This is a genomic window from Salimicrobium salexigens (genome assembly GCF_900156705.1).
Classification (GTDB): Bacteria; Bacillota; Bacilli; order Bacillales; family Halobacillaceae; genus Salimicrobium; species Salimicrobium album.
Genome location: NZ_FTOK01000004.1, coordinates 110,934 through 134,789 on the forward strand (window position 1 = coordinate 110,934; position 23,856 = coordinate 134,789).

Annotated in this window: 21 protein-coding genes; 20 read left to right on the plus strand and 1 reads right to left on the minus strand. The window is 51.9% G+C overall.

Annotated features, from left to right (window positions below; all coding sequences use genetic code 11):
• Window positions 1-20: 20 nt before the first annotated feature.
• Entirely contained in the window at window positions 21-3,176 is a 3,156-nt protein-coding gene (locus BW931_RS06165; protein ID WP_076570872.1) for a DEAD/DEAH box helicase, read from the minus strand.
• A 270-nt stretch (window positions 3,177-3,446) separates the two neighbouring features.
• Here BW931_RS06165 and BW931_RS06170 point away from each other — a divergent pair, with 270 nt between their 5' ends.
• From BW931_RS06170 to hisH, 20 genes are all read left to right on the plus strand, one after another.
• Window positions 3,447-5,030, plus strand: coding sequence for a peptide chain release factor 3 (locus tag BW931_RS06170; RefSeq protein ID WP_076570874.1), 1,584 nt, complete (start codon window positions 3,447-3,449; stop codon window positions 5,028-5,030).
• 234 nt (window positions 5,031-5,264) lie between these two features.
• The gene (gene uvrB, locus BW931_RS06175; protein ID WP_076570877.1) at window positions 5,265-7,247 is read left to right on the plus strand and encodes an excinuclease ABC subunit UvrB; all 1,983 of its coding nucleotides are present in this window, start codon (window positions 5,265-5,267) and stop codon (window positions 7,245-7,247) included.
• Between the two features lie 7 nt (window positions 7,248-7,254).
• Window positions 7,255-10,116: an excinuclease ABC subunit UvrA gene (uvrA, locus tag BW931_RS06180; RefSeq protein ID WP_076570879.1), complete on the plus strand. Its 2,862-nt coding sequence runs from the start codon at window positions 7,255-7,257 to the stop codon at window positions 10,114-10,116.
• A gap of 4 nt (window positions 10,117-10,120) precedes the next feature.
• On the plus strand, window positions 10,121-10,492 hold the full coding sequence (locus tag BW931_RS06185; protein ID WP_076570880.1) for a YojF family protein: 372 nt from the start codon (window positions 10,121-10,123) through the stop codon (window positions 10,490-10,492).
• On the plus strand, window positions 10,485-11,123 hold the full coding sequence (bshB2, locus tag BW931_RS06190; RefSeq protein ID WP_008587073.1) for a bacillithiol biosynthesis deacetylase BshB2: 639 nt from the start codon (window positions 10,485-10,487) through the stop codon (window positions 11,121-11,123). Before BW931_RS06185 ends, bshB2 begins: the two co-directional genes overlap by 8 nt.
• 28 nt (window positions 11,124-11,151) lie before the next feature.
• On the plus strand, window positions 11,152-12,141 hold the full coding sequence (locus tag BW931_RS06195) for a DUF4097 family beta strand repeat-containing protein (RefSeq protein ID WP_076570882.1): 990 nt from the start codon (window positions 11,152-11,154) through the stop codon (window positions 12,139-12,141).
• Between the two features lie 19 nt (window positions 12,142-12,160).
• Window positions 12,161-12,508 carry a phage holin family protein gene (locus BW931_RS06200; protein WP_008587077.1) on the plus strand — a complete coding sequence of 116 codons (348 nt, stop codon included), beginning with the start codon at window positions 12,161-12,163 and terminating at the stop codon, window positions 12,506-12,508.
• A 40-nt stretch (window positions 12,509-12,548) separates the two neighbouring features.
• On the plus strand, window positions 12,549-12,698 hold the full coding sequence (locus tag BW931_RS13505; protein WP_159435673.1) for a hypothetical protein: 150 nt from the start codon (window positions 12,549-12,551) through the stop codon (window positions 12,696-12,698).
• A gap of 126 nt (window positions 12,699-12,824) precedes the next feature.
• Entirely contained in the window at window positions 12,825-13,784 is a 960-nt protein-coding gene (gene hprK, locus BW931_RS06205; RefSeq protein WP_008587079.1) for an HPr(Ser) kinase/phosphatase, read from the plus strand.
• A 12-nt stretch (window positions 13,785-13,796) separates the two neighbouring features.
• A complete protein-coding gene (gene lgt, locus BW931_RS06210) occupies window positions 13,797-14,633 on the plus strand; it encodes a prolipoprotein diacylglyceryl transferase (protein ID WP_076570883.1) in 837 nt (278 codons plus the stop codon).
• 10 nt (window positions 14,634-14,643) lie between these two features.
• On the plus strand, window positions 14,644-15,594 hold the full coding sequence (locus BW931_RS06215) for a nucleoside recognition domain-containing protein (protein WP_076570885.1): 951 nt from the start codon (window positions 14,644-14,646) through the stop codon (window positions 15,592-15,594).
• Between the two features lie 3 nt (window positions 15,595-15,597).
• Window positions 15,598-16,092 carry an acyltransferase gene (locus BW931_RS06220; protein WP_076570887.1) on the plus strand — a complete coding sequence of 165 codons (495 nt, stop codon included), beginning with the start codon at window positions 15,598-15,600 and terminating at the stop codon, window positions 16,090-16,092.
• Window positions 16,085-16,630, plus strand: coding sequence for a glycerol-3-phosphate responsive antiterminator (locus tag BW931_RS06225; protein WP_008587087.1), 546 nt, complete (start codon window positions 16,085-16,087; stop codon window positions 16,628-16,630). Before BW931_RS06220 ends, BW931_RS06225 begins: the two co-directional genes overlap by 8 nt.
• Window positions 16,631-16,849: 219 nt before the next feature.
• Entirely contained in the window at window positions 16,850-18,514 is a 1,665-nt protein-coding gene (locus tag BW931_RS06230; protein ID WP_076570889.1) for a glycerol-3-phosphate dehydrogenase/oxidase, read from the plus strand.
• A 112-nt stretch (window positions 18,515-18,626) separates the two neighbouring features.
• A complete protein-coding gene (locus BW931_RS06235) occupies window positions 18,627-19,439 on the plus strand; it encodes a hypothetical protein (RefSeq protein WP_076570891.1) in 813 nt (270 codons plus the stop codon).
• A gap of 73 nt (window positions 19,440-19,512) precedes the next feature.
• Entirely contained in the window at window positions 19,513-20,694 is a 1,182-nt protein-coding gene (locus tag BW931_RS06240) for an ATP phosphoribosyltransferase regulatory subunit (RefSeq protein WP_076570893.1), read from the plus strand.
• The gene (hisG, locus tag BW931_RS06245; protein ID WP_008587095.1) at window positions 20,694-21,329 is read left to right on the plus strand and encodes an ATP phosphoribosyltransferase; all 636 of its coding nucleotides are present in this window, start codon (window positions 20,694-20,696) and stop codon (window positions 21,327-21,329) included. Before BW931_RS06240 ends, hisG begins: the two co-directional genes overlap by 1 nt.
• Window positions 21,326-22,603, plus strand: coding sequence for a histidinol dehydrogenase (hisD, locus tag BW931_RS06250; protein ID WP_008587097.1), 1,278 nt, complete (start codon window positions 21,326-21,328; stop codon window positions 22,601-22,603). The genes hisG and hisD overlap by 4 nt, the downstream gene beginning before the upstream one ends.
• Window positions 22,596-23,186 (plus strand): imidazoleglycerol-phosphate dehydratase HisB, encoded by a 591-nt coding sequence (gene hisB, locus BW931_RS06255; protein ID WP_076570895.1) that lies wholly within the window; start codon window positions 22,596-22,598, stop codon window positions 23,184-23,186. Before hisD ends, hisB begins: the two co-directional genes overlap by 8 nt.
• A complete protein-coding gene (hisH, locus tag BW931_RS06260; protein WP_076570897.1) occupies window positions 23,183-23,827 on the plus strand; it encodes an imidazole glycerol phosphate synthase subunit HisH in 645 nt (214 codons plus the stop codon). The genes hisB and hisH overlap by 4 nt, the downstream gene beginning before the upstream one ends.
• Window positions 23,828-23,856: the final 29 nt, after the last annotated feature.

Genomic DNA, 23,856 nt, shown 5'->3' on the forward strand with positions numbered 1-23,856 from the left:
CTGTTTTTATGTTCAATGGTTTACGTCTTCAGCTGGAACAGTTCCCGGATATCTTCTTCGCTTAAGCTCTGAAGCATGGATTCTCCGGGCTGGATGATCTGGTCAACGAGATCACGCTTTTTCTGCTGCAGCTGATAAATTCTTTCTTCAATCGTGCCTTCGGAGATCATGCGGATCACCTGTACACTTTTCTTCTGTCCGATACGGTGGGCACGTCCGGCTGCCTGTTCTTCCACTGCCGGATTCCACCACAGGTCGTACAGGATGACCGTATCGGCCCCTGTAAGGTTCAAACCGGTACCGCCCGCTTTCAGGGAAATGAGGAAAATGTCATTTTCTCCTCCATTGAATCGTTCCACATATTCCATACGTTTATCCGATTTCGTGCTCCCGTCCAGATAAAAGCAGTTGTAGCCGAGAGAGGTGAGTTCATCGTACAGCAATGAAAGCATACTCGAGAACTGGGAAAACAGCAGCACCCGGTGATTGTTCTGTTTCAGTTCGTCCAGCAGTTCTTTCAGCTGATCGAGTTTGCCGGAAGTGCCTTCGTAGTTTTCGAGAAACAGAGCAGGGTGGCAGCAGATCTGGCGCAGTCTCGTCAGTCCTGCCAGTATTTCGATCTTCCCTTTCTGCAGTCCTTTGTTCTGAATCGTGTCTTTCACGTCTTTCTGGATTCTTTCGAGATAGGCCAGATACACTTCTTTCTGGTTTCTCGTCAGTTCGGAATACTGGACCGATTCCATTTTATCCGGGAGGTCATCGAGCACTTCCGTTTTCATACGACGAAGGATGAATGGCCGGGTCATCCGGGAAATCTGACTGTGCGGCAGGTTGAGAAACTCTTTTTTATTTTTGTAGAAGCCGGGCATCAGCGTCTGGAAAATCGCCCAGAGTTCGGTCAGAGCGTTCTCGATCGGCGTACCGCTCAAAGCAAAACGGTGCTTCGCATGGATCAGCCTCGTCGCTTTTGATACCTTCGTCGCTTCATTTTTGATGGCCTGGGCCTCATCCAGAATGAAAGCATGGAACTGGTCCGTTTCGTACGCCTCCGCGTCACGGCGGAGCAGCGGGTAGGAAGTGACCCAAATATCCGCCTCCGACTCCTCCCGTATCTGTTCCCTTTCCTCCCGGGAGCCGGAAATGACTTCGGCTTTCAGGCCGGGCGCGAACGTTTCGATTTCCTTCTTCCAGTTGAAGACGAGTGAAGCGGGGGCGACGATGAGTGATCGTCCCACGTTCCCTTTATCTTCGAGTTCCGACAGAAGGAAAGTGATCGTCTGAATCGTTTTACCAAGCCCCATATCATCCGCCAGTATTCCCCCGAGAGAATAATCGGCGAGCGTCTTCATCCAGCGGAAGCCGGTGATCTGGTAAGGACGCAGTTCCGCATCAAGGCCGGAAGGGAGCGGGTGACGGCTCGTTTCGGGATTCCTCAGGTGAGTGATGAGCGTCTGGAATCTCTTTTGCCGCTCCTCCTCGCTCAGTTCCAGCACCTCATCCACCTGCATGCTTCGCATCTGCGAGACGGAGATCGTCGAACCGTCGAGAGAATGGACGTCGAGTTCGTCGGCGAATTCCCGGAACCGGTCGAACGACTCGTTCTGCAGGGAGAGAAGAGTGCCGTCTTTCAGCCGGAAATACTTCTGTTTTTCCATAGCCGCCTGCATGACGTTCGTAATATCTTCGTCATCGATCCCGTCGATTGCAAAAGAGATATCGAGCCAGTCCGTCGATTCGTTTATATCGATCGTCGGTTTCAGCACAGGAGCCGACTGCAGCAGATGTTTCAGCCGTGACGATAAGTACACTTCGGCCTGTTCCTGAAGACGGGGGAGAGTCTCCCTTAAGAAAGTATCGATTTTTTCTTCGTCGTCGATATAGACGAAAGAACCGTCAAACTTGAAGTCCGCCTGCTCGATAAGCTGCATGATTTCGTCTTCTTTCTGAAAATCCCTTTTTACGATCGCCTGATGGTCGGAAGAGGGACGGAAAGGGTCGATACCGTGATCGCCGTAAAGAAACTCGACGTCGATGGTAAGCAGCCAGTCGCGCTGATCGATGGATACGATGCTTCTTACATCTTTTTTGATGATCGACTGTTTCGCCGTTTCGCTGTAGTGCACGTCCCCGGCTTCCTCGAGTACCGGCAGTACGTGGGAAACGATGCCCTCCATATCTTCCGCCGGAATCACCTGGGGCCTGGAGGCAGAGAAAGGGATGGCCTCTTTCCATTTGCGGATTACGTCGTGCTGCTCTTTCGTAAGGGCATAAATCGTATGTCCTTCATACATCAGCCGGTAATCGGACAGGTGCCGGTAGTTCTCCAGTTCCCGGAACGACAGAACGAAATCTTCCTGCCTCCGGTTTACGTGGAAGGACAGTTCCGGTAGCTCCCTGTATTGAAGAGGACCGGGACCCGCCTTCTGTTCCACTATCTTCGTATGTGACTCCGCCAGCAATTCAAGAAGCCGGTGGGCATGAGCGGGAGGTATGGGTAAATACCTCTTTTCCCGGGGAAGAGAAAACTGATCGAAAAACCGTTCTTCTCCTATTATGACGGAAAGAAGGTCGAGAATGGCCGCATCGGTTGCAAAGAGCTGATGAACAGCCGGGTTGTACGTGAATTTCTTCGTTACGGGCAGTTCCTTCTCTTCCGTAACGTGGGTGACGCAGTTTCTTATATCTTTCATGACGTAGGGCTGATACTCCCCCATCTTCAGTTCCAGGGACAGAGCCCGGCTGGACACGTGGAGATAGTAGTGGAACATGAGCGTCGTCTTTTCTTCCGGAAGAACGGTCTCCCGGCGGAAAACTTCGGTCAGCGGTCCCGAATAGGAAACGGGTTTCGGGGACGAGGTATCCCGGGCGAGCGCAGGTGAGAGCTTCTGCATCATCTCTTCCCGAATAGCCAGAAGTACGGCCGCTATATGCTTACAAGTAAAGTACGTTTCGTAAGCTTTGCATTCACAGGTGCTGTCGAAATCGTCCTCATCATAAAAGAAGACCCGCACCTCGTAATCGTCCGTGCCCGTTACTACCGCCCGCCACGACTGGATGGCTTCATTGTAGGAAAGTCCATATACTTTTCCACGTTCGAAGTACGTTTTCCCGCGTTCAAAAAACGCTTCTCCGGTGAGCTGTTTAATTTTGTTCGGTTGTAGTAAAGTAGCTTGCATTGCCGGCATCCTAACTGTTTCAATATTTTCATTCATGTATCGCGTGTATTTAAGCATGGTCCTGATGATCTCCGCCTCCGAAAAACCCGGGGCGGTTTTATCCACTTTTCCTATTATAACAATTATTTTCGTTTTTTGTTGTGCTATACTTTAAAGAAATGAACGATGGAGAATGAGACAGGAAGCGCCGGAGCCGGCTGCACGGATTGATTTTGAAGCGGTTGTGTGCTACTTTTTGTTGAGGGAATGATCAGAGTGGAGGAATTAGAAATGTCAATACAGGAAGAGGTCGGAAAGCGGCGGACGTTTGCGATAATATCGCACCCGGACGCCGGAAAGACGACGATGACCGAGAAAATGCTGCTGTTCGGAAACATGATCCGTTCCGCAGGTACTGTAAAAGGGAAGAAATCAGGAAAATTTGCGACATCCGACTGGATGGAAATAGAGAAACAGCGTGGAATCTCCGTGACCTCGAGTGTCATGAATTTCCCGTACCGGGGTTACCAGGTAAACATTCTCGACACTCCCGGCCACGAAGATTTCAGTGAAGACACCTACCGGACGCTGACGGCGGTGGACGCTGTCGTTATGATCATCGATGCGACGAAGGGAATCGAAGCTCAGACGCTGAAGCTGTTCAAAGTATGCCGGATGAGAGGTATTCCGATTTTTACATTCATGAACAAACTGGATCGCGAAGGACGGGAGCCGTTCGACCTTCTGGAGGAAATCGAGACGGAACTGGAAATCGAAACTTATCCGATGACGTGGCCCGTCGGGATGGGTAAGAGATTCGAAGGGGTGTTCGACCGTCACAACGAGCAGTTCGTCCGCTTTTCGGGAGACGAGCGGGAAGAGTACATCCCGTACAGCGAGCTCGATCAGCACCCGGAACTTACGGAAAATCCGACGTATAAGGAAGCGGAAGATGAGCTGTCTCTCGTTGATGAAGCAGGGGATACGTTTGAAATCGAGAAAGTTCTGAGAGGAGAACAGACCCCCGTATTCTTCGGGAGCGCTCTTGCACCGTTCGGCGTGGAAACCTTCTTCGACACTTTCATCGATATGGCACCGGCTCCGACGCCGCGGAAGTCGACGAAGGGGCTGGTTTCTCCTGAGAATGAAGAATTCTCCGGATTCATTTTCAAAATCCAGGCCAATATGAACCCGAAACACCGCGACCGCGTCGCTTTCGTCCGGGTCTGTTCCGGCAAGTTCGAGCGGGGCATGAGCGTCACTCTCGGGCGGACCGGGAAAGCATTCAAACTGGCCCAGTCCCAGCAGTTCGTCGCTTCCTCCAGTAATACGGTGGAAGAAGGATACGCCGGGGACATCATCGGCATCTACGACCCGAACGTATACCGGATCGGGGATACACTGCTTACCGGGAAAGAGACGTTCGAATACGACGAACTTCCTCAGTTCCCGCCGGAGCAGTTCAAAAAAGTAACGGCCAAAAACGTCATGAAGTCGAAACAGTTCTACAAAGGAATCGAGCAGCTCGTACAGGAAGGTGCCATTCAGCTATTCAAACGTCCGTACTTCGAAGACTATATCATTGGAGCGGTCGGGGAACTTCAGTTTGAAGTTTTTGAATACCGGATGAAGCATGAGTACAACGTCGATATTGAACTCACTCCTTACGGGGAGCGGATACCGCGCTGGCTGAAGGAAGACCAGGTGGACACTTCTCTCTTCGACGACAGGAATATGCTCGTCGAGGACCGGGAAGGCAACAAAGTCGCCCTGTTCAAAAACGACTTCTCGCTGCGCTGGTTCGTAGATAAGCACCCGGACATGGATCTTATCGACCTGTTTGAAGTCAATCAGTATACGCAGACGAACGAATAGACGGCCCTAAGGGTCGTCTGTTTTTTTGTGCCGGGAATACGGCAGGCGGGTTTTCCTTACGATGGGAGGGGATTTCCGCTTCCGAAGGTAACGATTCGGCGTAAATCCCTTCATAAACAGGGCGCATCTTCTTCTTCCCGCCCTCCGGTAACGAATGTTTGTTCGCAGGAGGTTAGAATGATAAACTATTGTGGTAAACTATAGAGGAAAAGATAAGAACGGAGGTTTTTCTTCGTGGAACATACATTTGAACTGCATTCGGATTTTTCCCCGGAAGGTGATCAGCCAAAGGCGATCCAGGAACTGGTGGAAAGAATCAACAGTAATAAAAAACACCACACGCTCCTCGGTGCCACGGGTACCGGGAAGACGTTCACTATGTCAAACGTCATTCAGGAAGTGAAGAAACCGACTCTCATCATCGCCCACAACAAGACGTTGGCCGGGCAGCTCTACAGTGAGTTCAAGGAATTTTTTCCGAACAATGCTGTCGAGTACTTCGTCAGTTACTACGACTATTACCAGCCGGAAGCTTACGTCCCCCAGACCGACACCTTTATCGAAAAAGACGCGAACATCAATGATGAAATAGATAAACTGAGGCACTCGGCGACATCTGCCCTATTCGAACGGGACGATGTCATCATCGTATCCAGTGTCTCCTGTATCTATGGTCTCGGTTCTCCGGAAGAGTACAAAAGCATGGTACTCTCCCTGCGTATGGGGATGGAAAAAGACCGGGACGAGCTGCTGCGGAATCTCGTCGACATCCAGTATGCCCGCAATGATATAGATTTTCAGCGCGGTACTTTTCGTGTGCGCGGGGATTCTGTCGAAATCATTCCGGCCTCAAGAGAGGAACACGCGATCCGGGTAGAGTTTTTCGGAGACGAAATCGACCGTATCCGGGAGGTTGACGTACTCACCGGTGACGTAATCGGTGACCGGGAACACGTCGCTATTTTCCCGGCATCCCACTTCGTAACGAGAGAAGAGAAGATGAAGAAAGCTATTGAAAATATAGAAAAAGAGCTGGAAGAGCAGCTGAAGATTTTCCGGGAAGAAGATAAGCTTCTCGAGGCCCAGCGCCTGGAGCAGCGGACGAATTATGACCTGGAGATGATGCGGGAGATGGGTTTCTGTTCGGGTATCGAGAACTACTCGAGACACCTGACGTTCCGGGAAAAAGGGGCTACTCCTTATACACTGCTCGACTATTTTCCGGAGGATTCCCTCATTATGGTGGATGAGTCCCACGTGACTATCCCGCAGATCCGCGGCATGTTCAACGGAGATAAAGCGAGAAAGCAGGTACTCGTCGATCACGGGTTCCGTCTGCCGTCTGCGCTTGATAACCGTCCGCTCATGTTCGAGGAGTTCGAAAAACACGTGAACGAAATCACTTATCTTTCGGCTACGCCGGGGCCTTATGAACTGGAACATACGGATAAAGTAACTGAACAGATTATCCGTCCTACCGGTCTGCTCGATCCGAAAATCGAAGTGCGGCCGATTCACGGACAAATTGACGACCTGATCGGAGAAGTATACAAACGGCAGGATAAAAACGAGCGGGTGCTCGTCACGACGCTTACGAAGAAAATGTCAGAGGATCTGACTGCCTATCTTAAAGAACTCGGCATTAAAGTGGCTTATCTGCACTCGGAGATCAAGACGCTTGAGCGTATCGAAATCATCCGTGATCTGCGGCTCGGGAAATACGACGTTCTCGTAGGTATCAACCTGCTGCGGGAAGGGATCGATATACCTGAAGTTTCACTTGTAACTATCCTTGATGCCGATAAGGAAGGGTTCCTCCGTTCCCAGCGCTCACTTATCCAGACGATAGGGCGTGCTGCAAGGAACGACGACGGTACCGTTATTATGTATGCCGACAAAATCACCGATTCCATGCAGATTGCCATGGATGAAACAGAGCGGCGACGTGAAAGACAGATCGCTTACAACGAAGAACACGGCATCACGCCGACGACAATCAACAAAGCGATCCGTGATGTCATTCAGGCTACGAGCGAAGCAGAGGAAGAAGAAGAGAGCCCTCTGTTCGATAAGAAACCGTCTGAAATGACGAAGCAGGAGCGTCAGGAATTCATCGATAATATGGAAACAGAAATGAAGCAGGCAGCAAGGGACCTCGATTTCGAACGGGCCGCCGAGCTGCGGGATATACTGCTTGAACTAAAAGCGGGAGGATGACTTGTACATGCCAAGCAAATATATAAGCATCAAAGGAGCAAGAGCCCACAACTTAAAAGGCGTGGATATCGACATTCCGAAGAATAAAATGGTAGTGATGACCGGACTCTCAGGCTCCGGTAAATCGTCTCTCGCTTTCGAAACGATTTATGCGGAAGGGCAGCGGCGCTACGTAGAATCACTGAGCGCCTACGCAAGGCAGTTCCTCGGTCAGATGGACAAGCCGGATGTGGACTCGATCGAAGGACTGTCCCCGGCGATTTCCATCGACCAGAAAACGACGAGTAAAAACCCGCGGTCCACGGTCGGAACAGTGACGGAGATTTATGACTATCTCCGCCTGCTTTACGCCCGTATCGGCCGACCGGTGTGTCCGAACCACGGCATAGAAATCGATTCCCAGACGATCCAGCAGATGGTCGATCAGCTCACCTCCTACGAGGAGCGGACGAAGATGCAGCTGCTCGCGCCGATCGTATCGGGACGCAAGGGAGAGCATAAGAAGACGCTCGAGCGTCTTCGTAAGGAAGGTTACGTACGTCTCCGGATTGACGGGGAAATGAGGGAAGTCTCCGAAGATATTGAACTGGAAAAGAACAAAAAGCATTCTATCGATGTTGTAGTGGACCGGGTAGTCGTAAAAGAAGGGGCGGAAGGACGGATCGCCGACTCTCTGGAAACGGCCCTTGAACTTGGCGGCGGACACGTAACTGTCGACGTAGTCGGTCAGGAAGAAGTGAGTTTCAGTGAACACCATGCCTGCCCGATTTGCGGATTCTCCGTCAGTGAACTGGAACCCCGTAAATTTTCTTTCAACAGCCCGTTCGGGGCCTGTGACCGATGTGACGGTCTCGGCGTGCAGCTTGAAGTGGACATAGACCTCGTCATCCCGAACTGGGACCTTTCCCTGAATGAGGGTGCGATTGCAGCGTGGCAGCCGACGAGCTCCCAGTACTACCCGCAGCTGCTGAAAAGCGTAAGCGCCCACTATGGAATCGATATGGATCTACCGGTAAAAGATATTCCGAAGCAGCAGCTGGAGCGCGTGCTGTACGGAAGCGGAGAAGAAACAATCCATTTCCGCTACGAGAATGACTTCGGAAAAGTCCGGGACAACGATATTTATTTTGAAGGTGTCATTCCGAACGTTTCGCGCCGCTACCGCGAGACTTCTTCCGACTTCATCCGCGAACAGATGGAAGAGTATATGGCGCAGAAACCGTGCCCGAAATGTAACGGCTACCGCCTCGGCAGAGAGGCCCTTTCCGTTAAAGTGAACGGGAAGCATATCGGTCAGGTGACGGACTTTTCCGTAACGGAAGCGAATAATTTCTTCGAAGACGTACCCCTGACCGAGAAGGAAAGAACAATCGCTAATATGATTTTGAAAGAGATCAGTGAACGGTTGAGCTTCCTCGCAAACGTAGGTCTCGATTACCTGACACTGTCCCGCTCTGCCGGTACGCTTTCGGGCGGAGAAGCTCAGCGGATACGACTTGCCACCCAGATTGGATCGGCACTGACGGGCGTACTGTACGTTCTCGATGAACCGTCCATCGGTCTGCATCAGCGGGACAACAACCGTCTGATCCAGACGCTGAAGCGTATGCGTGACCTCGATAACACGCTCATAGTGGTCGAGCACGACGAAGACACGATGCTCGAAGCAGACTACATCGTCGACATCGGGCCCGGAGCCGGAGAGAACGGCGGCCAGATTGTCGCCATGGGTACTCCGAAACAGGTGATGAAGAGCAAGAAGTCGCTGACCGGGCAGTACCTTGCCGGGAATCGGTTCATCCCTCTCCCGCTGAAACGGAGAAAACCGGACGGCCGGACCCTCAAAGTGAAAGAGGCGGAGGAAAACAACCTGAAAAAAGTAGACGCCGAAGTGCCGCTCGGGGTTTTCACCGCAGTGACGGGCGTATCCGGTTCCGGAAAAAGTACGCTCATCAATGAAATACTGTACAAGTCGCTGTCCATGAAGCTTCATAACGGAAAACAGAAGCCCGGGGCGCACGGAGCGATAGAAGGAATCGATCAGCTGGAGAAAGTGATCGAGATCAATCAGGCGCCGATCGGCCGGACGCCGAGATCCAACCCTGCGACTTATACGGGAGTCTTCGATAATATCCGTGATATTTTCGCAGATACGAACGAAGCGAAAATCCGCGGCTATAAAAAAGGAAGGTTCAGTTTCAACGTAAAAGGTGGCCGCTGTGAAGCCTGTCGCGGAGATGGTATCATCAAAATCGAAATGCATTTCCTTCCGGATGTATACGTCCCGTGTGAAGTGTGCGACGGAAAACGTTATAATAGAGAGACACTGGAAGTGAAATACAAGGGTAAAAATATAGCGGATGTGTTGGAGATGACGATCAGTGAAGCGCTCGACTTTTTCTCCAATCTTCCGAAAATCAAGCGGAAACTGCAGACAGTGGAAGACGTGGGACTCGGGTACGTAAGGCTCGGGCAGCCTGCAACTACTCTCTCCGGTGGGGAAGCCCAGCGCGTGAAGCTGGCGAGTGAACTGCACCGCCGTTCCACCGGGAAGTCGTTCTACATTCTGGACGAGCCGACGACCGGTCTGCACGTCGATGACATTTCAAGACTTCTGCAGGTGATCCAGCGGCTCGTAGACAATGGTGATTCGGTAGTGATCATCGAGCATAATCTCGATGTGATCAAGGAAGCGGATCACATCATCGATCTTGGCCCGGAAGGCGGAGACGGAGGCGGGAAAATCATCGCCACCGGTACGCCGGAAGCGGTGGCGGAAGAATCCGCATCCTACACCGGTAAGTTTTTGAAACCGATCCTTGAAAGAGATCGTAAACGCATGGAAGAACGTATGCAAGAGGGAGGCTGACGACATGGAACCGATTGTAAAAGAAGAAGCACAGAAAGAAATTGACAAATTCGCCGGTACGCCGGTGTATGTACATCTGGAAACGACGAACGGGGCGTATGCGAGTCACTTCAATGCCCAGGCACACAACGTCGGTGCCTTCATCCGCAATGCGAACGTTACGTATGAACACGGAAAAATAATCAGCACCGGCGGCGGCTACCGCGTCGGTCTGAAGCTTGAACTCGGCTGGGTATATGCCGAAGGACTCACGGATTACGAGGTAGATGAACAGAACCGTCTGCTGATGGCCGGACATGACGAACAGGGGCGGCTCATGGTAGCCCTTGAAATCAGCGAAACGCCGTTTGCCCACGAGGCCGATTATCATGAGTAAACGGGTCATCGTCATTTTTCCCCACCCTGATGATGAAACGTTCGGTGCCGGTGGGACGATAGCCTCTCTTGTGGAAGAAGGGGCGCACGTCACTTACTGGTGCGGAACGCTCGGGGAGATGGGACGTAACATGGGGAACCCGGTGTTCGCCAATCGTGAAACGTTGTCCATCCACAGGAAGAGGGAGCTCGAGGAAGCGGTATCGGTGCTTGGCATTGACGTCGTCCATCTCGGCTACAGAGATAAAACGATCGAATTTGAACCGCTGGAAGAAATGGTGACACACCTCCGGACGAAACTTGAAGAAGAGAAGCCGGACCTCGTTCTGACCCATTATCCGGGATATGCGGTCCATCCGGATCACGATGCTCTCGGACGGGCGGCGGTGGAAGCGGTGAAAGAAATGGAAGAGCCGCCGGAGCTCTGGCTGCACGCCATCTCGAACGATTCGGAGAAAGACCTCGGGGAACCGGCTATCGCCCGGGACATCAGCAACTACTGGGACACGAAATGGAAAGCGATCCGTACGCACCTTTCCCAGGCGGACGGTATGGTCGATCTGTTGAACAGGGAAGACCAGCTCGAACGGATGAAAACAGAACGTTTTTACACGGGAGATCAGCTCCGGTGATACCTGGTGCCGAAAAGGAGGAGTAGAGATGTCAGAAGAACGGATGAAAATACTTAAGATGATCGAACAGGGAGACATCAGTGCGGAGGAAGGAGCCAGACTTCTGGAATCCGTGAACGAGCCTGATAAAACCTACACGTGGAAAAGTTTTCTCGGCGATGCCGTGGACCGTGTCAAAAAGGGCGATTTCGATTTAAGCTTCGGCAATACGATCGATTTCGGGGAAGCGACGGAAGTGGACGCCACCTCGTTTGAGGATATGGACATTCATATCAACAACGGTTCCGTCCGGATCCTCACGCACGAAAAAGATACAGTGAAAGCGGAATATGAAGTGAAGATGTATCAGAGTTCTTCCGAAGAAGAGGCGAAGCAGCGTTTCCGGGAGGAAGTGCGTCTGGACACGTCCGCCGATCTGCTCAGACTGTCGAGCCCTTCGAACAAGATCAAAGTATCCGCGACGTTGTATGTCCCGGACCGTGCTTACGCTTTCGTGAAGACGAAGGTATTCAATGGCCGGGTCGATCTTTCGGCTCTGCGTGCGGAACAGGTGGAGACGAAAACGACCAACGGAGCTGTTACGCTGTCGGAAGTCCACGGAGAGAAAGCCAACGTGGAGACAGGCAACGGAAGCGTTGACTTTCAGAACTGTTCCTTCTCCCGGTGTGATGCCAGAACAATCAACGGCAAAGTAGCCGCGAGCGGTTCTTTCGTCAAACTCGATCTGTCGACGGTCTCCGGAGGAATCAATGTATCCGGGCAGGACCACCGTGCCGAACGCGGATTTTTCAAAACGTCCACCGGCTCCATCAACGTTCAGCTTCCGGAAGAGAAACGTATCGAAGGAAATCTTGCTTCGGCTTTCGGGAAACTGAGCTGCAAACTGGACAACTACAAACTGCTTTCCGATAAGAACGACTGGCTGACGAAAGAACTTAAATTCACGGCCAGGGAAGATTATGAAACGGTGTACTACGTGGACGCCGACGCCAAGTCCGGCTCCGTAACCGTATACTAGAAAGAGAGGGGGACAGATGATGAAGAATGCGCTGCTGCACGTAATCGTTAACGCAGTCGCTCTGCTCGTTGTGAGTGTGCTGTTTGATTCGATTCAGGTCGATGGATTTACGGGAGCCCTGTTCGCGGCTCTTATCCTTTCGATTCTGAACGCCATCATCCGGCCGATACTCGTCGTGCTGACGCTGCCGATTACCGTGCTTTCTCTCGGTCTCTTCCTGTTCGTCATCAACGCTATTACGCTCCTGCTCACAGACGCCCTTCTCGGAGGACTGTTCGAGATCGGAAGTTTCGGCGTCGCCATTCTGGCAGCCGTCCTTATCTCCATTGTGAACCTGGTGCTTAATAAATTGATACAGGATCTGTAATGATAAGCCTTCTCCGCGCGCAGCGGAGGAGGTTTTTTTAGTGCGGAGAGAGTTTCGTGACGTTCAGGCTGACAGTCCGTGTCTGAAGGTAACGAAAAAGCGGAAATCGTGCCCTTCAGCAGGAAAATGCACGGCCGAAGGGAACGATAACGCCGGAAAGGTTACATTCAACCGGAATACAGAGCGGTGAAGGTAACGAAAAGGAGGCGGACCCGTTCACGAAAAGTACAAACCGGCCGATGAACATCATCTTCCGCTTTTCTGCCCAGTCATGCTACAATGAAAAGCAGCGATAATTGATTTAGGGGGCGATAGCGTGGCGAAAGTAATAACCCAGGAGCTGCTGGACAGATTTGAATTAGAGTTACTGACCGGGGACTCGGGAGTACACAGGGAAATACATACGAGCGATATTTCAAGACCGGGCGTGGAGATGACAGGATATTTTAAATTTTATCCTAAAGAACGTCTGCAGGTACTCGGAAAAACGGAAGTTTCCTATTTGAACGAGCTCACGCAGGAACAGCTGCGGGAACGGATGGATAATCTTTGTACCGATGTGACACCGGGCATCGTCGTTACGCGCGGACTCGACGTCCCGCAGGAACTCGTGGATGCTGCCGAAGCAGGCGGAGTGCCCTTGATGAGCTCTCCTTATAAAACGACGCGGGTCATAAGCAGGCTGACTAATTTTCTGGAGACGAAATTCGCTCCGTTTACGGCTATCCACGGCGTGCTCGTCGATCTGTACGGAATCGGCGTGATGATTACAGGGAACAGCGGAGTCGGGAAGAGTGAAACCGCTCTTGAACTCGTCAAGCGCGGCCACCGGCTTGTAGCGGACGACAGCGTGGAGATCAGACAGGAAGATTACGATACGTTGATCGGGAACAGTCCGCCTCTCATCGAACATCTGCTTGAAATACGCGGCCTTGGAATCATCAACGTGATGACTCTGTTCGGGGCGGGTTCGGTACGGAGTCACAAGCGTATTACGATGGTCATCAACCTGGAACTGTGGAATGAAGAGAAACAGTATGACCGCGTCGGGCTCGATGAGGAAACGATGCGCATCATGGATGTGGAACTTCCGAAGTCGACGATTCCTGTCCGCCCGGGACGTAATTTGGCCGTCATCATCGAAGTGGCCGCCATGAATCTCCGTCTGAAGCGGATGGGGATCAACGCGGCGGAGGAATTTTCCGAGCGGCTGACGAACGTTATAGAAACCGGGGAAGATCAGCCGCCTTCCCCCGAAGACCGTTCCGAAGATTAAGGAGGAAGAAGTATGACTTGTACGACAGACCCTCTCGACCCCATATTTCTGGAGCTGGGAGTTCTCAACATTTACTGGTACGGGCTGATTATAGCGACCGGGGCCCTGCTTGGACTGTGGCTTGCGACTTATGAATCGGAACGGCTCGGTCTGAAAAAAGATTACATGGTGGATCTTTTGATTTATGCGATTCCGATTGCGATTCTCTCCGCCCGTATTTATTACGTTATTTTTGAATGGGACCGATATGCCGGCCAGCCGTTCTGGAAAGTCTTTGCCGTCTGGGAAGGCGGCATCGCCATTCACGGAGCGCTGATCGGATCGGTGCTGACGGCCATCGTGTATACGAAAGTGCGTAAATTATCGTTCTGGATGATGGCGGATATCGCCGCACCGAGTCTGATACTCGGTCAGGCCATCGGCCGGTGGGGGAACTTCATGAACCAGGAAGCGCACGGCGGCCCGGTTTCCGAAAGTTTTTATCAGAACGTGATGCAATATCTTCCCGGTTTCATCAACCAGCAGATGTGTATCGACGGCACATTGTACCACCCGACATTTTTGTATGAATCCTTATGGAATATTACGGGCTTCGTACTGCTTCTCCTTCTCGCAAGGAAAGTGAACCCCCGCCGCGGAGAAGTATTCTTAAGTTACGTCATCTGGTATTCGTTCGGCCGCTTCTTCATTGAAGCGATGCGGACGGACAGTCTGTATATCGTCGGCCAGCTGCGCACGGCCCAGGTCATCTCCATCGTCCTGATTATCAGTTCGTTACTTTTAATCTGGTACAGACGCAGAACGAAACAGGCGGACCGGCATTATAATGGAAAAAAAGTGAAACAGTGAGGCGATAATGATGCAGGAAATTTTTAAAAGGGGGCTGAAACAGGGCCTCGTTCTGACGTGGGCCCTCGGGAAGATCATCTTCCCGATTACCCTCCTCATGACTATTGTGCAGTATACGTCCGTGTTCCCGTGGCTCATGGATAAAATAGCACCGCTCCTCAGCGCGATCGGGCTTTCGGCGGAAGCTGCCGTGCCACTTGTCATCGGTAATTTCCTGAATTTATACGCGGGGATAGCAGCGATCATTTCTTTCGAATTTACGGTGAAAGAAGTATTCATCATGGCGATTATGCTGTCGTTTTCGCATAATCTGATTCTGGAGTCGGCCGTCGCCAAAAAAGTGGGAGTGAGCTGGTGGTTCGTAGTCGGCCTGCGGGTCGGGCTTGCTCTGTTCTCCGCCTGGATTATAAACGTTTTCTGGCAGGGGGGAGCGCAACTGGCTTCTTACGGATTCGCAACTTCCGGAGGGACGGACCCGTCCGGGGCTCTTGAGATCGCCTGGCACGGAGTGACGACTGCAATAATGGGGATCGTTCAGCTGGCGCTGATCGTTCTGCCGCTGATGATCGTGATGCAGTACTTGCGCGAACTCGGCTGGATCGGCACGTTCTCCTCCTGGATGGCCCCATTCATGAAAGTGCTCGGTATGAAACCGAACACGTCCACAACGGTTACGGCAGGACTTACGATCGGTCTTGCGTATGGAGCGGGCGTGATGATCCAGGCGGTGAAAGAAGACGGAGTTTCCAAAAAAGACATGTACCTCACAATGATCTTTCTCGTCTCCTGTCACGCTGTAGTGGAAGATACCCTTGTATTCATTCCGCTCGGCATTCCCGTATGGCCGCTGCTGGCTATACGTCTGGCGACAGCCATCATACTTACGGCGGCTGTCGGACTGGTGTGGAACTGGAAACTGGATAAGAAAGAGGCCACACGTCATTCCTATCAGGGAGGGTAAGCTATGCGCCGTACAGACAGATATGTGGTAACCGGAGCGAATTCGCTGTGGCAGCTTTATCAGACCGTGCCTTTTTCGAAAGTTGCGCGAAATTTCATCGTACTGCAAATGGCCCGCTACACTCCTTTCATCCCCTGGAAAAACTGGATGTACCGCCGTTTTCTCGGGATGGAAGTGGGGAACAGGACGGCGTTTGCACTGAAGGCTATGCCGGATGTGATGTTTCCGGAAAAAATAACTCTCGGCGCAAACTCAATCGTCGGCTATAATACGACGATCCTTACGCATGAGTATTTGACGAAGGAGTACCGGCTCGGGGAAGTGGTCATCGGTTCGGATGTCATGATCGGGGCCAACTGTACGATACTCCCGGGAGTGGCCATCGGTGACGGAGCCGTAATCGGCGCCGGGTCGCTCGTTCATAAAGATGTGGCGCCCGGAAGCGTCATGGGCGGAAATCCTCTGAGACCGCTCGGGAAAGGAGAAGTTCATGATTGAACAACAGGTACTGCCGGCAGTACGCCGCATGAAGGATTTTGAAACTCTGCTCGAATCGGATACGGAATACATGGTATTTCTGGAGACGAGAATCGGGCTGTTGAAAAGTATGGTCCGGGAAGCGAAGAAAAAGGGTAAAACCGTATTTATCCATGCCGATCTCGTTCAGGGACTGAAGACGGACGAATACGGAATGGAGTACCTGGGCCGGGAAATCCGCCCGGACGGAATCATTTCCACAAGATCCGGTGTCATCCAGCAGGCGAAACGGTATGGGATTACGTCGGTGCAGCGGCTGTTTCTGATTGACAGCCAGGCCCTCGTCCAGAATAAAAGACAGGTGCTGAAGACGGACCCTGACTACATCGAGCTCCTCCCGGGCATCCTCCCGGGGATGATCGCCGAAATAAAGCAGGAGCTTGAGATTCCCATCATTGCAGGGGGACTTATACGTACGGCGGGGGAAGTGGATGAAGCACTGAGCGCAGGAGCCGTCTCGGTCTCAACCTCCCAGCCTGAACTCTGGCGTTTTGCATAACGGTTGCTTTTTCGGAGAAACATCTGCTACAATGGACGTAAGTTAATAAATGGTCGGAGTGCAGGAGAGACCGCAGAACTTTACGCCCGGCGTAAAGTTGTCTGTGGTCTCTTTTTTTGTGGGGAGAAAAAATTCCTTTTCTGCTCCTCTGCATAACTTCCGGTTTATTAGGGAATACACGTATCAGACAATGATAGCGAAGGAAAGGGGTATAATTACATGAGTTTTTCCAGTTATGAACGTAAAGAACAGTTCCGTAAACTTACAGAAGAACAGTGGGATGTATTAGTGATCGGAGGAGGTATCACCGGAGCCGGTATCGCTCTTGATGCTTCGAGCCGCGGTATGAACACGGCTCTGGTTGAAATGCAGGATTATGCAGCGGGTACATCTTCCCGTTCAACGAAACTTGTCCACGGGGGACTGCGTTACCTGAAGCAGTTCGAAGTGAAAATGGTGGCGGAAGTAGGGAAAGAACGTGAAATCGTTTATGAAAACGGCCCTCACGTGACAACTCCCGAGTGGATGATGCTTCCATTTTACAAAGAAGGTAACTTCGGTCCGTATTCCACGAACCTTGGACTGATGGTCTATGATTTTCTTGCAGGCGTGAAAAAGGCGGAGCGCCGCCGCATGTTCTCCCCTGAAGAAGCGATGGAGAGAGAACCGCTTGTAAACGGCGAGAACCTGAAAGGTGCAGGTTTCTACGTCGAATATAAGACGGACGATGCCCGTCTGACGCTGGACGTTATGAAAAAAGCGGAAGAATTCGGAGCTACGGCTGCGAACTATGCGAAAGTGACCGATTTCATCTACGAAAACGGCAAAGTGACCGGAGCCGTCGTGGAAGATACGATCACCGGTGATACGTATCAGGTAAAAGCGAAGAAAATCATCAACGCCGGAGGCCCGTGGGTCGATACGCTGCGTGAAAAAGACGGATCGAAGAAAGGGAAATCGCTGAGACTGACGAAAGGGATCCACCTCGTTTTCGATCAGAGCACGTTCCCGCTCCACCAGGCGATTTATTTCGACAGCCCGGACGGCCGGATGATTTTCGCTATACCGCGGGACGGCAAAGCCTATATCGGAACGACCGATACAGTATACGAAGGGGATATCGCCCATCCGACGATGACGATTGAGGACCGGGATTATCTTCTGCGGGCGCTGAAGAGCATGTTCCCTCACGTAAACGTAACAAAAGACGATGTGGAATCCAGCTGGGCCGGTCTTCGTCCACTGATTTATGAAGAAGGGAAAGACCCTTCCGAGATTTCAAGAAAAGACGAAATTTTCGTTTCCGATTCCGGACTTATTTCCATGGCCGGCGGTAAATTGACCGGATACCGTAAGATGGCGGAAGATGCCGTAGATCTTATCCGTGATCAGCTGGCGAAAGACTACGGTGTCTACTTCGGAGATACCGATACTGTCCACATTCCGGTTTCCGGCGGGGAAGTCGGAGGTTCTGAAGGTTTCGAGAAATTCCAATACGAAAAAGTGATCGAGGGTGTGAAACACGGCCTTGAAAAAGAAGAAGCGGAGAGACTTGTAAGTTTCTACGGTGCCAACGTGGACAAACTTTACGCTCTATATGAAGAGAACAAAGTGAAAGCAGGAGAAGAGGAGATCGATCCGGTCGTATTCACTCAGCTTATCTACGCTCTGAAAGAAGAGCAGACGTACAAACCGGTGGATTTCTTCATCCGCCGTACCGGCGCCCTATTCTTCAACATCAACTTCGTGCGCGAGCACAAAGATAACGTAATCCGCTACATGGCGAAAGAACTTGAATGGACAGAGGAACAGACGAACGAATATAAAGAAGAACTGGAACAGCTGCTTATAGAAGCGGTGACGCCGGTGGAATATGCACGATAACAGGAATGAACCTGCAGGGATATTGTATCTTCTGCAGGTTTTTTTATGCCGGAAGAGTCTTAGCTTTTTGCCGGAATTTTCTCTATAATGAGAGAAGAAAGGGGATGAGGGAATGGATTCGGTGGAAAGTCTTATTAAAAAAGATGGAAGAAATCAGTGTCTGAGCGGAATCGCTCTCATGCTGGCCGGAGCCGGTATACTCATGTTTTTTCTCATCGGTAAAGGAGGGACAGGGTTGATGTTGATCTACGGAATTCCCGCTCTCGGTGTCGGTCTTTATTTCTTTCAGGCCGGATGGAAGGATCTCACAAAAGTCGACGGGGCGGCTGAACTGAAGATGACGCGCGACCCCGTAGCATTCCCTGAAGTTCCGAGAACGATGTACCTCGGAACCGGGGCAGGCAGAGACGCCCGTTTTTTTGATATGGATGGAAACGCCATGGGGGACATTACGGACAAAAAGACATCGATGGGCCGGGTGGCTGAACTGCTGTTGCTGTCCCCGGCATCGGCCAATTTTCCTTTACCACGGGTGTACCAGGTGAAAGAAGAAGGGGAAGTCCTGTACGAACTGGAAAAGAAAGGGTTTTCCCTTCGTTCGAAAGCTTACGTTAAGGGACACGAAGATACATACGTCGGATTGATGAAAGCAAAGAAAGATAAAGAGAGTAAACAGATGGTGTTCTCCTATCAGAAGAAAGATGAAACACTCTACTACACCTCGGGAGATCCTTATATCGGAAAATATTACGTAAAAGACAGCCGGGGCCGTACGCTTCTTACGCTGAAAAACGGGGCGATACCTGTAGGTGCTCCGGATAAACTGCAGCGGATGAACGGTTCTGTGATCGAATGGGAGACGACGGAAAACATTCCTTATACGCTGCTCTTATTCATTTTTTTCCTGTCGCACACGGAACAGTAACTATGGATTGACGCTATATCTTTATTTTGTTAGCATGTTAGCATGCTAAAGGATGAACGGGAGGACGGGCACGATGACGAAGAAACTCATGTTTGAAAAACCCCTGGGAATGCGCGATACGCTTCCTTTTTTCCACAATAAAAAAGAACACGTCAGAAAAAATATGGCACAGGTCATCGAATCGCACGGTTATCAGTTCATGGATACACCTCTCGTGGAGTATCACGAAACTGTCGGGAAGATGAGCGCGACTCATGATACGCACCTGTTCAAGCTTCTGGATCAGCAGGGACATACGCTCGTACTGCGTCCGGATATGACGGCGCCGATTGCACGGGTAGCCGCATCACAACTGAAAAAAGAAGGGTTTCCGCTCAGACTCGCCTACGACGGTTCCGTATTCCGTGCCCAGCAGTCGGAAGCGGGCAAACCCGCTCAGTTTGAACAGGTCGGGACAGAACTGATCGGCGATCATTCTTCGTACGGGGATGCCGAGGTGATTGCTCTTTTAATCGATTCCCTGAAACAGACGGGGCTCGAGGAATTCGTGATCACTGTCGGTCACATTGGTTACGTCCGTTCTCTTTTTGAAGAACTGCTTCCCGGGGATCAGGACGCGGTAGCTGCGCTGCTTTCCTATCTGCATCGTAAAAACTACGTCGGATACGAAAAATATGTCCGGTCGCTCGGAGTATCGCAGGAAGCGAAAGATAATCTGAACGCTCTGCTTCGACTCCGCGGCGGAGAGGGAGTGTTCGAAGAGGCCAGAGCCCTGTCTAAAGGCCAGGCGGGTCTGAAGGCGATGAACGACCTTAAACAGCTCTACCGGACGCTTCAGGAGTATGACGTGGCATCATTCGTACAGTTCGACCTGAATCTGATCAGTCACATGGATTACTACACGGGTATTCTGTTCGAAGGGTACGCTCCGAACGTCGGCGCTCTTCTCTGCAACGGCGGAAGATACGATACTCTGCTGCCGTCGTTTGAACTGAATGCTTCCGCGACCGGTTTCGCCGTACACGTGGAACGACTTGTCGAAGCGCTGGACGGGGCATCGGATACGAAGAAAGGCCCGCTATGCCTGCTTGTCGATGATGCTACATTCAAAGCAGGACTTCAGGAAGCGGCACGTCTGCGGCAACAGGGAGACCAGGTGGTTATCCAGCATATCGACCAGGTCGCGGATGTGGAGAAATTTTCTCTGAAATTCAAAACAGTGAGAGAAATGTATAAGGAAGGGGGCGACAGGTGATGACGAAACCGTTGACAATCGCTATGCCGAAAGGCCGCATATTCGAAGAGGCAGCCGGGCTGATGCAGCAGGCAGGGTATGATATAGGCGCCGGGGCGGAAGAATCAAGGAAACTGATTCTTGAATTTCCGGAGCAGAATATCAACGTAATGATGGCTAAACCGATGGACGTCGTAACTTACGTGGAGTACGGAGCGGCCGATATCGGAATCGCCGGCAAAGACGTTCTTCTTGAACAGGACCGGGACGTCTACGAAGTGCTTGATCTTAAAATAAGTCCCTGCTACATTGCGGTGGCCGGGCTGCCGGACCAGCCGCTCAGCCGGATTGCGCCGAAAATCGCCACGAAATATCCGAAAGTCGCATCCGACTATTACCGGGAGCAGGGGGAGCAGATCGAAATCATCCCTCTGAACGGATCGATCGAACTCGCACCCCTGATCGGTCTCAGCGACCGGATCGTCGACATCGTTTCCACCGGCCGCACCCTGAAGGAAAATGGGCTCGTGGAATATGAAAAAATCACCGAAATCACTTCCCGTCTTATCGTGAATCCGGTGAGCTACCGGACGAAAAGTGAGCGGATCGACCCGCTGATTGAGAAGATGGGCGAACAGGTAGGAGTGAATTCATGAGAAGACTGACGAGAGAAGACATCAAAAAATGGAAGACGTCGCGCCAGGAGGACACGTCGGACATCCAGGGGAAAGTCAATGACATCGTGAGTGGCGTACGCAGACGGGGGGATGCGGCTGTAAAGGAATACACGGAGAAATTCGACGGTATTTCCTTATCCGATTTCCGGGTGACGCGCGAGGAGATAAGTGACGCTTACGAATCGTTGAGCGGTAAATACCTGGACATTATTCAGGAAGCGGCCGGGAACATTCGCCGTTTTCATGAGAAACAGCTGCCTTCTTCGTGGTTTGATACATCCCAAGACGGTTCGATGCTTGGTCAGAAATACACCCCAATCGACAAAGCCGGTGTCTACGTGCCGGGAGGAACCGCAGCTTACCCGTCTTCGGTCATGATGAACATCATTCCGGCGCAGGTAGCCGGCGTGGAACGCATAGCCATGGTTACTCCGCCGGGGACGAACGGCCGGGTGCCGATCGGAGTACTTGCGACGGCCCAGATTCTCGGGGTAACAGAAATATACAAAATAGGGGGAGCACAGGCGATTGCCGCTCTTGCCTATGGTACAGAAACCATCCCTGCCGTGGATAAAATAACCGGACCAGGTAATATGTTCGTCGCCCTTGCCAAAAAGCAGGTGTTCGGAGATGTGGACATCGATATGATCGCCGGACCGAGCGAAATAGCTGTGCTCTGTGATCACACGGCCCGTGCAGGAGAAGTCGCGGCGGATCTGCTGTCGCAGGCGGAGCATGATGAAAGATCTTCTGCGGTATGCATCACTACGTCGCGTCAGCTGGCGGATGACCTGGACAGAGAAGTGAAAGAGCAGCTGAAACAGCTCCCGAGAAAGAATATCGCAGAAGCGAGCATCAACTTTTTTGGCGGCACAGTCGTCGTGGACACGATGACAGAGGCCGTGGACACGGTGAATGAGTTCGCTCCCGAGCATCTGGAAGTGATGACGGAGAACCCTTACGAACAGCTCGGCGCCATCAGGCATGCCGGGGCTATTTTCCTCGGTCCGTACAGTTCGGAACCTGTCGGCGACTATTTTGCAGGCCCCAACCATGTCCTGCCGACGAGCGGCACGGCCCGGTTCTCAAGTCCCTTGAACGTACATGACTTCATGAAGAAATCGAGTGTCATCTCCTACAGCGCAGCTGCGTGGCACAGGAATGTCGATAAAATTGCAAGTTTTGCCCGGCTCGAGGATCTCGAAGGGCACGCCCGGGCGGTGGAGAAAAGAAAGGAGCGGTTTGATGACTAGATCGGGGAGCGTAACGAGAAAGACGAGAGAGACGGAGATCGACCTGAAGCTTGAGGTGGACGGAGAGGGCGAAGCGGACCTGAACGTGCAGGTACCTTTTCTTTCCCATATGCTGGAGCTGTTCACGAAACACGGACTGTTCAATATGACACTCACCGGTAAGGGGGATGTGGAAGTGGATGATCATCACCTTACGGAAGATATAGGCATCTGCCTCGGCCAGGCACTGCATCAGGCTATCGGTGATAAGTACGGTATGAAGCGGTACGGATCGATGATGCTTCCGATGGACGAAGCACTCGTCACGGTAGCCGTCGATATGTCGGACCGGCCTCATCTCGAGTGGCATGCGGACATCCCTTCTCAGAAAATCGGGACGTTCGATACGGAAAATGTTCACGAATTTTTCTGGAAACTGGCTCTGGAAGCGAGAATGAACTTACACATCATCGTCCACCACGGTCATAATTCCCACCACATCGTCGAGGCTATGTTCAAGGCGCTCGGCCGGGCCCTCGACGAAGCGACCCGGGTCGACCCACGGGTCAAAGGAGTGCCGAGTACGAAAGGAAGTCTGTCATGATCGGAATCATCGATTACGGAATGGGAAACCTTTTCAGCGTATCAAAAGCATTGGAACGCCTGGATGTGGAATACTGCATAGGAGACAGGCCGGAGCAGCTGGAGCATGCCGACGGTCTTATACTGCCGGGTGTCGGTGCTTTTCCGGATGCGATGAAAGCTCTCGGAGAGCACGGCTTCCGCCAGTTCATCTTAGAAAAGATCGATCGGGGCGTACCGTTTTACGGGATCTGTCTCGGTATGCAGCTGCTGTTCGAAAGCAGTGAAGAAGGCGGCTTTACGGAAGGACTGGGAGTTTTCGAAGGAACGATCAAGCGTTTCCGGGGTGTAACGGATGCAGGGATGAAGTATAAGGTTCCTCATATGGGGTGGAACCGGCTGACACTTCATCATCCCGGCCACTTTGTACTTGAAAACGTCGGGGAGGAATACGTCTATTTCGTTCACTCCTACGTAGTGGAGACGGAGGACGAAGACGTTCTGCTGGCAACCGCCGATTACCACCGGGAGGTCCCGGCCATCATCGGGCGCGGGAATGTCGTGGCAAGTCAGTTTCATCCGGAGAAAAGCGGCAGGGCCGGAATTCAGCTGCTTGATAACTTCTGCAGCAAAGTGGAGAAACGGGACATCACCCGCAGGTAAGCAGTAATTATACAGGGAGAGCAGGTGGA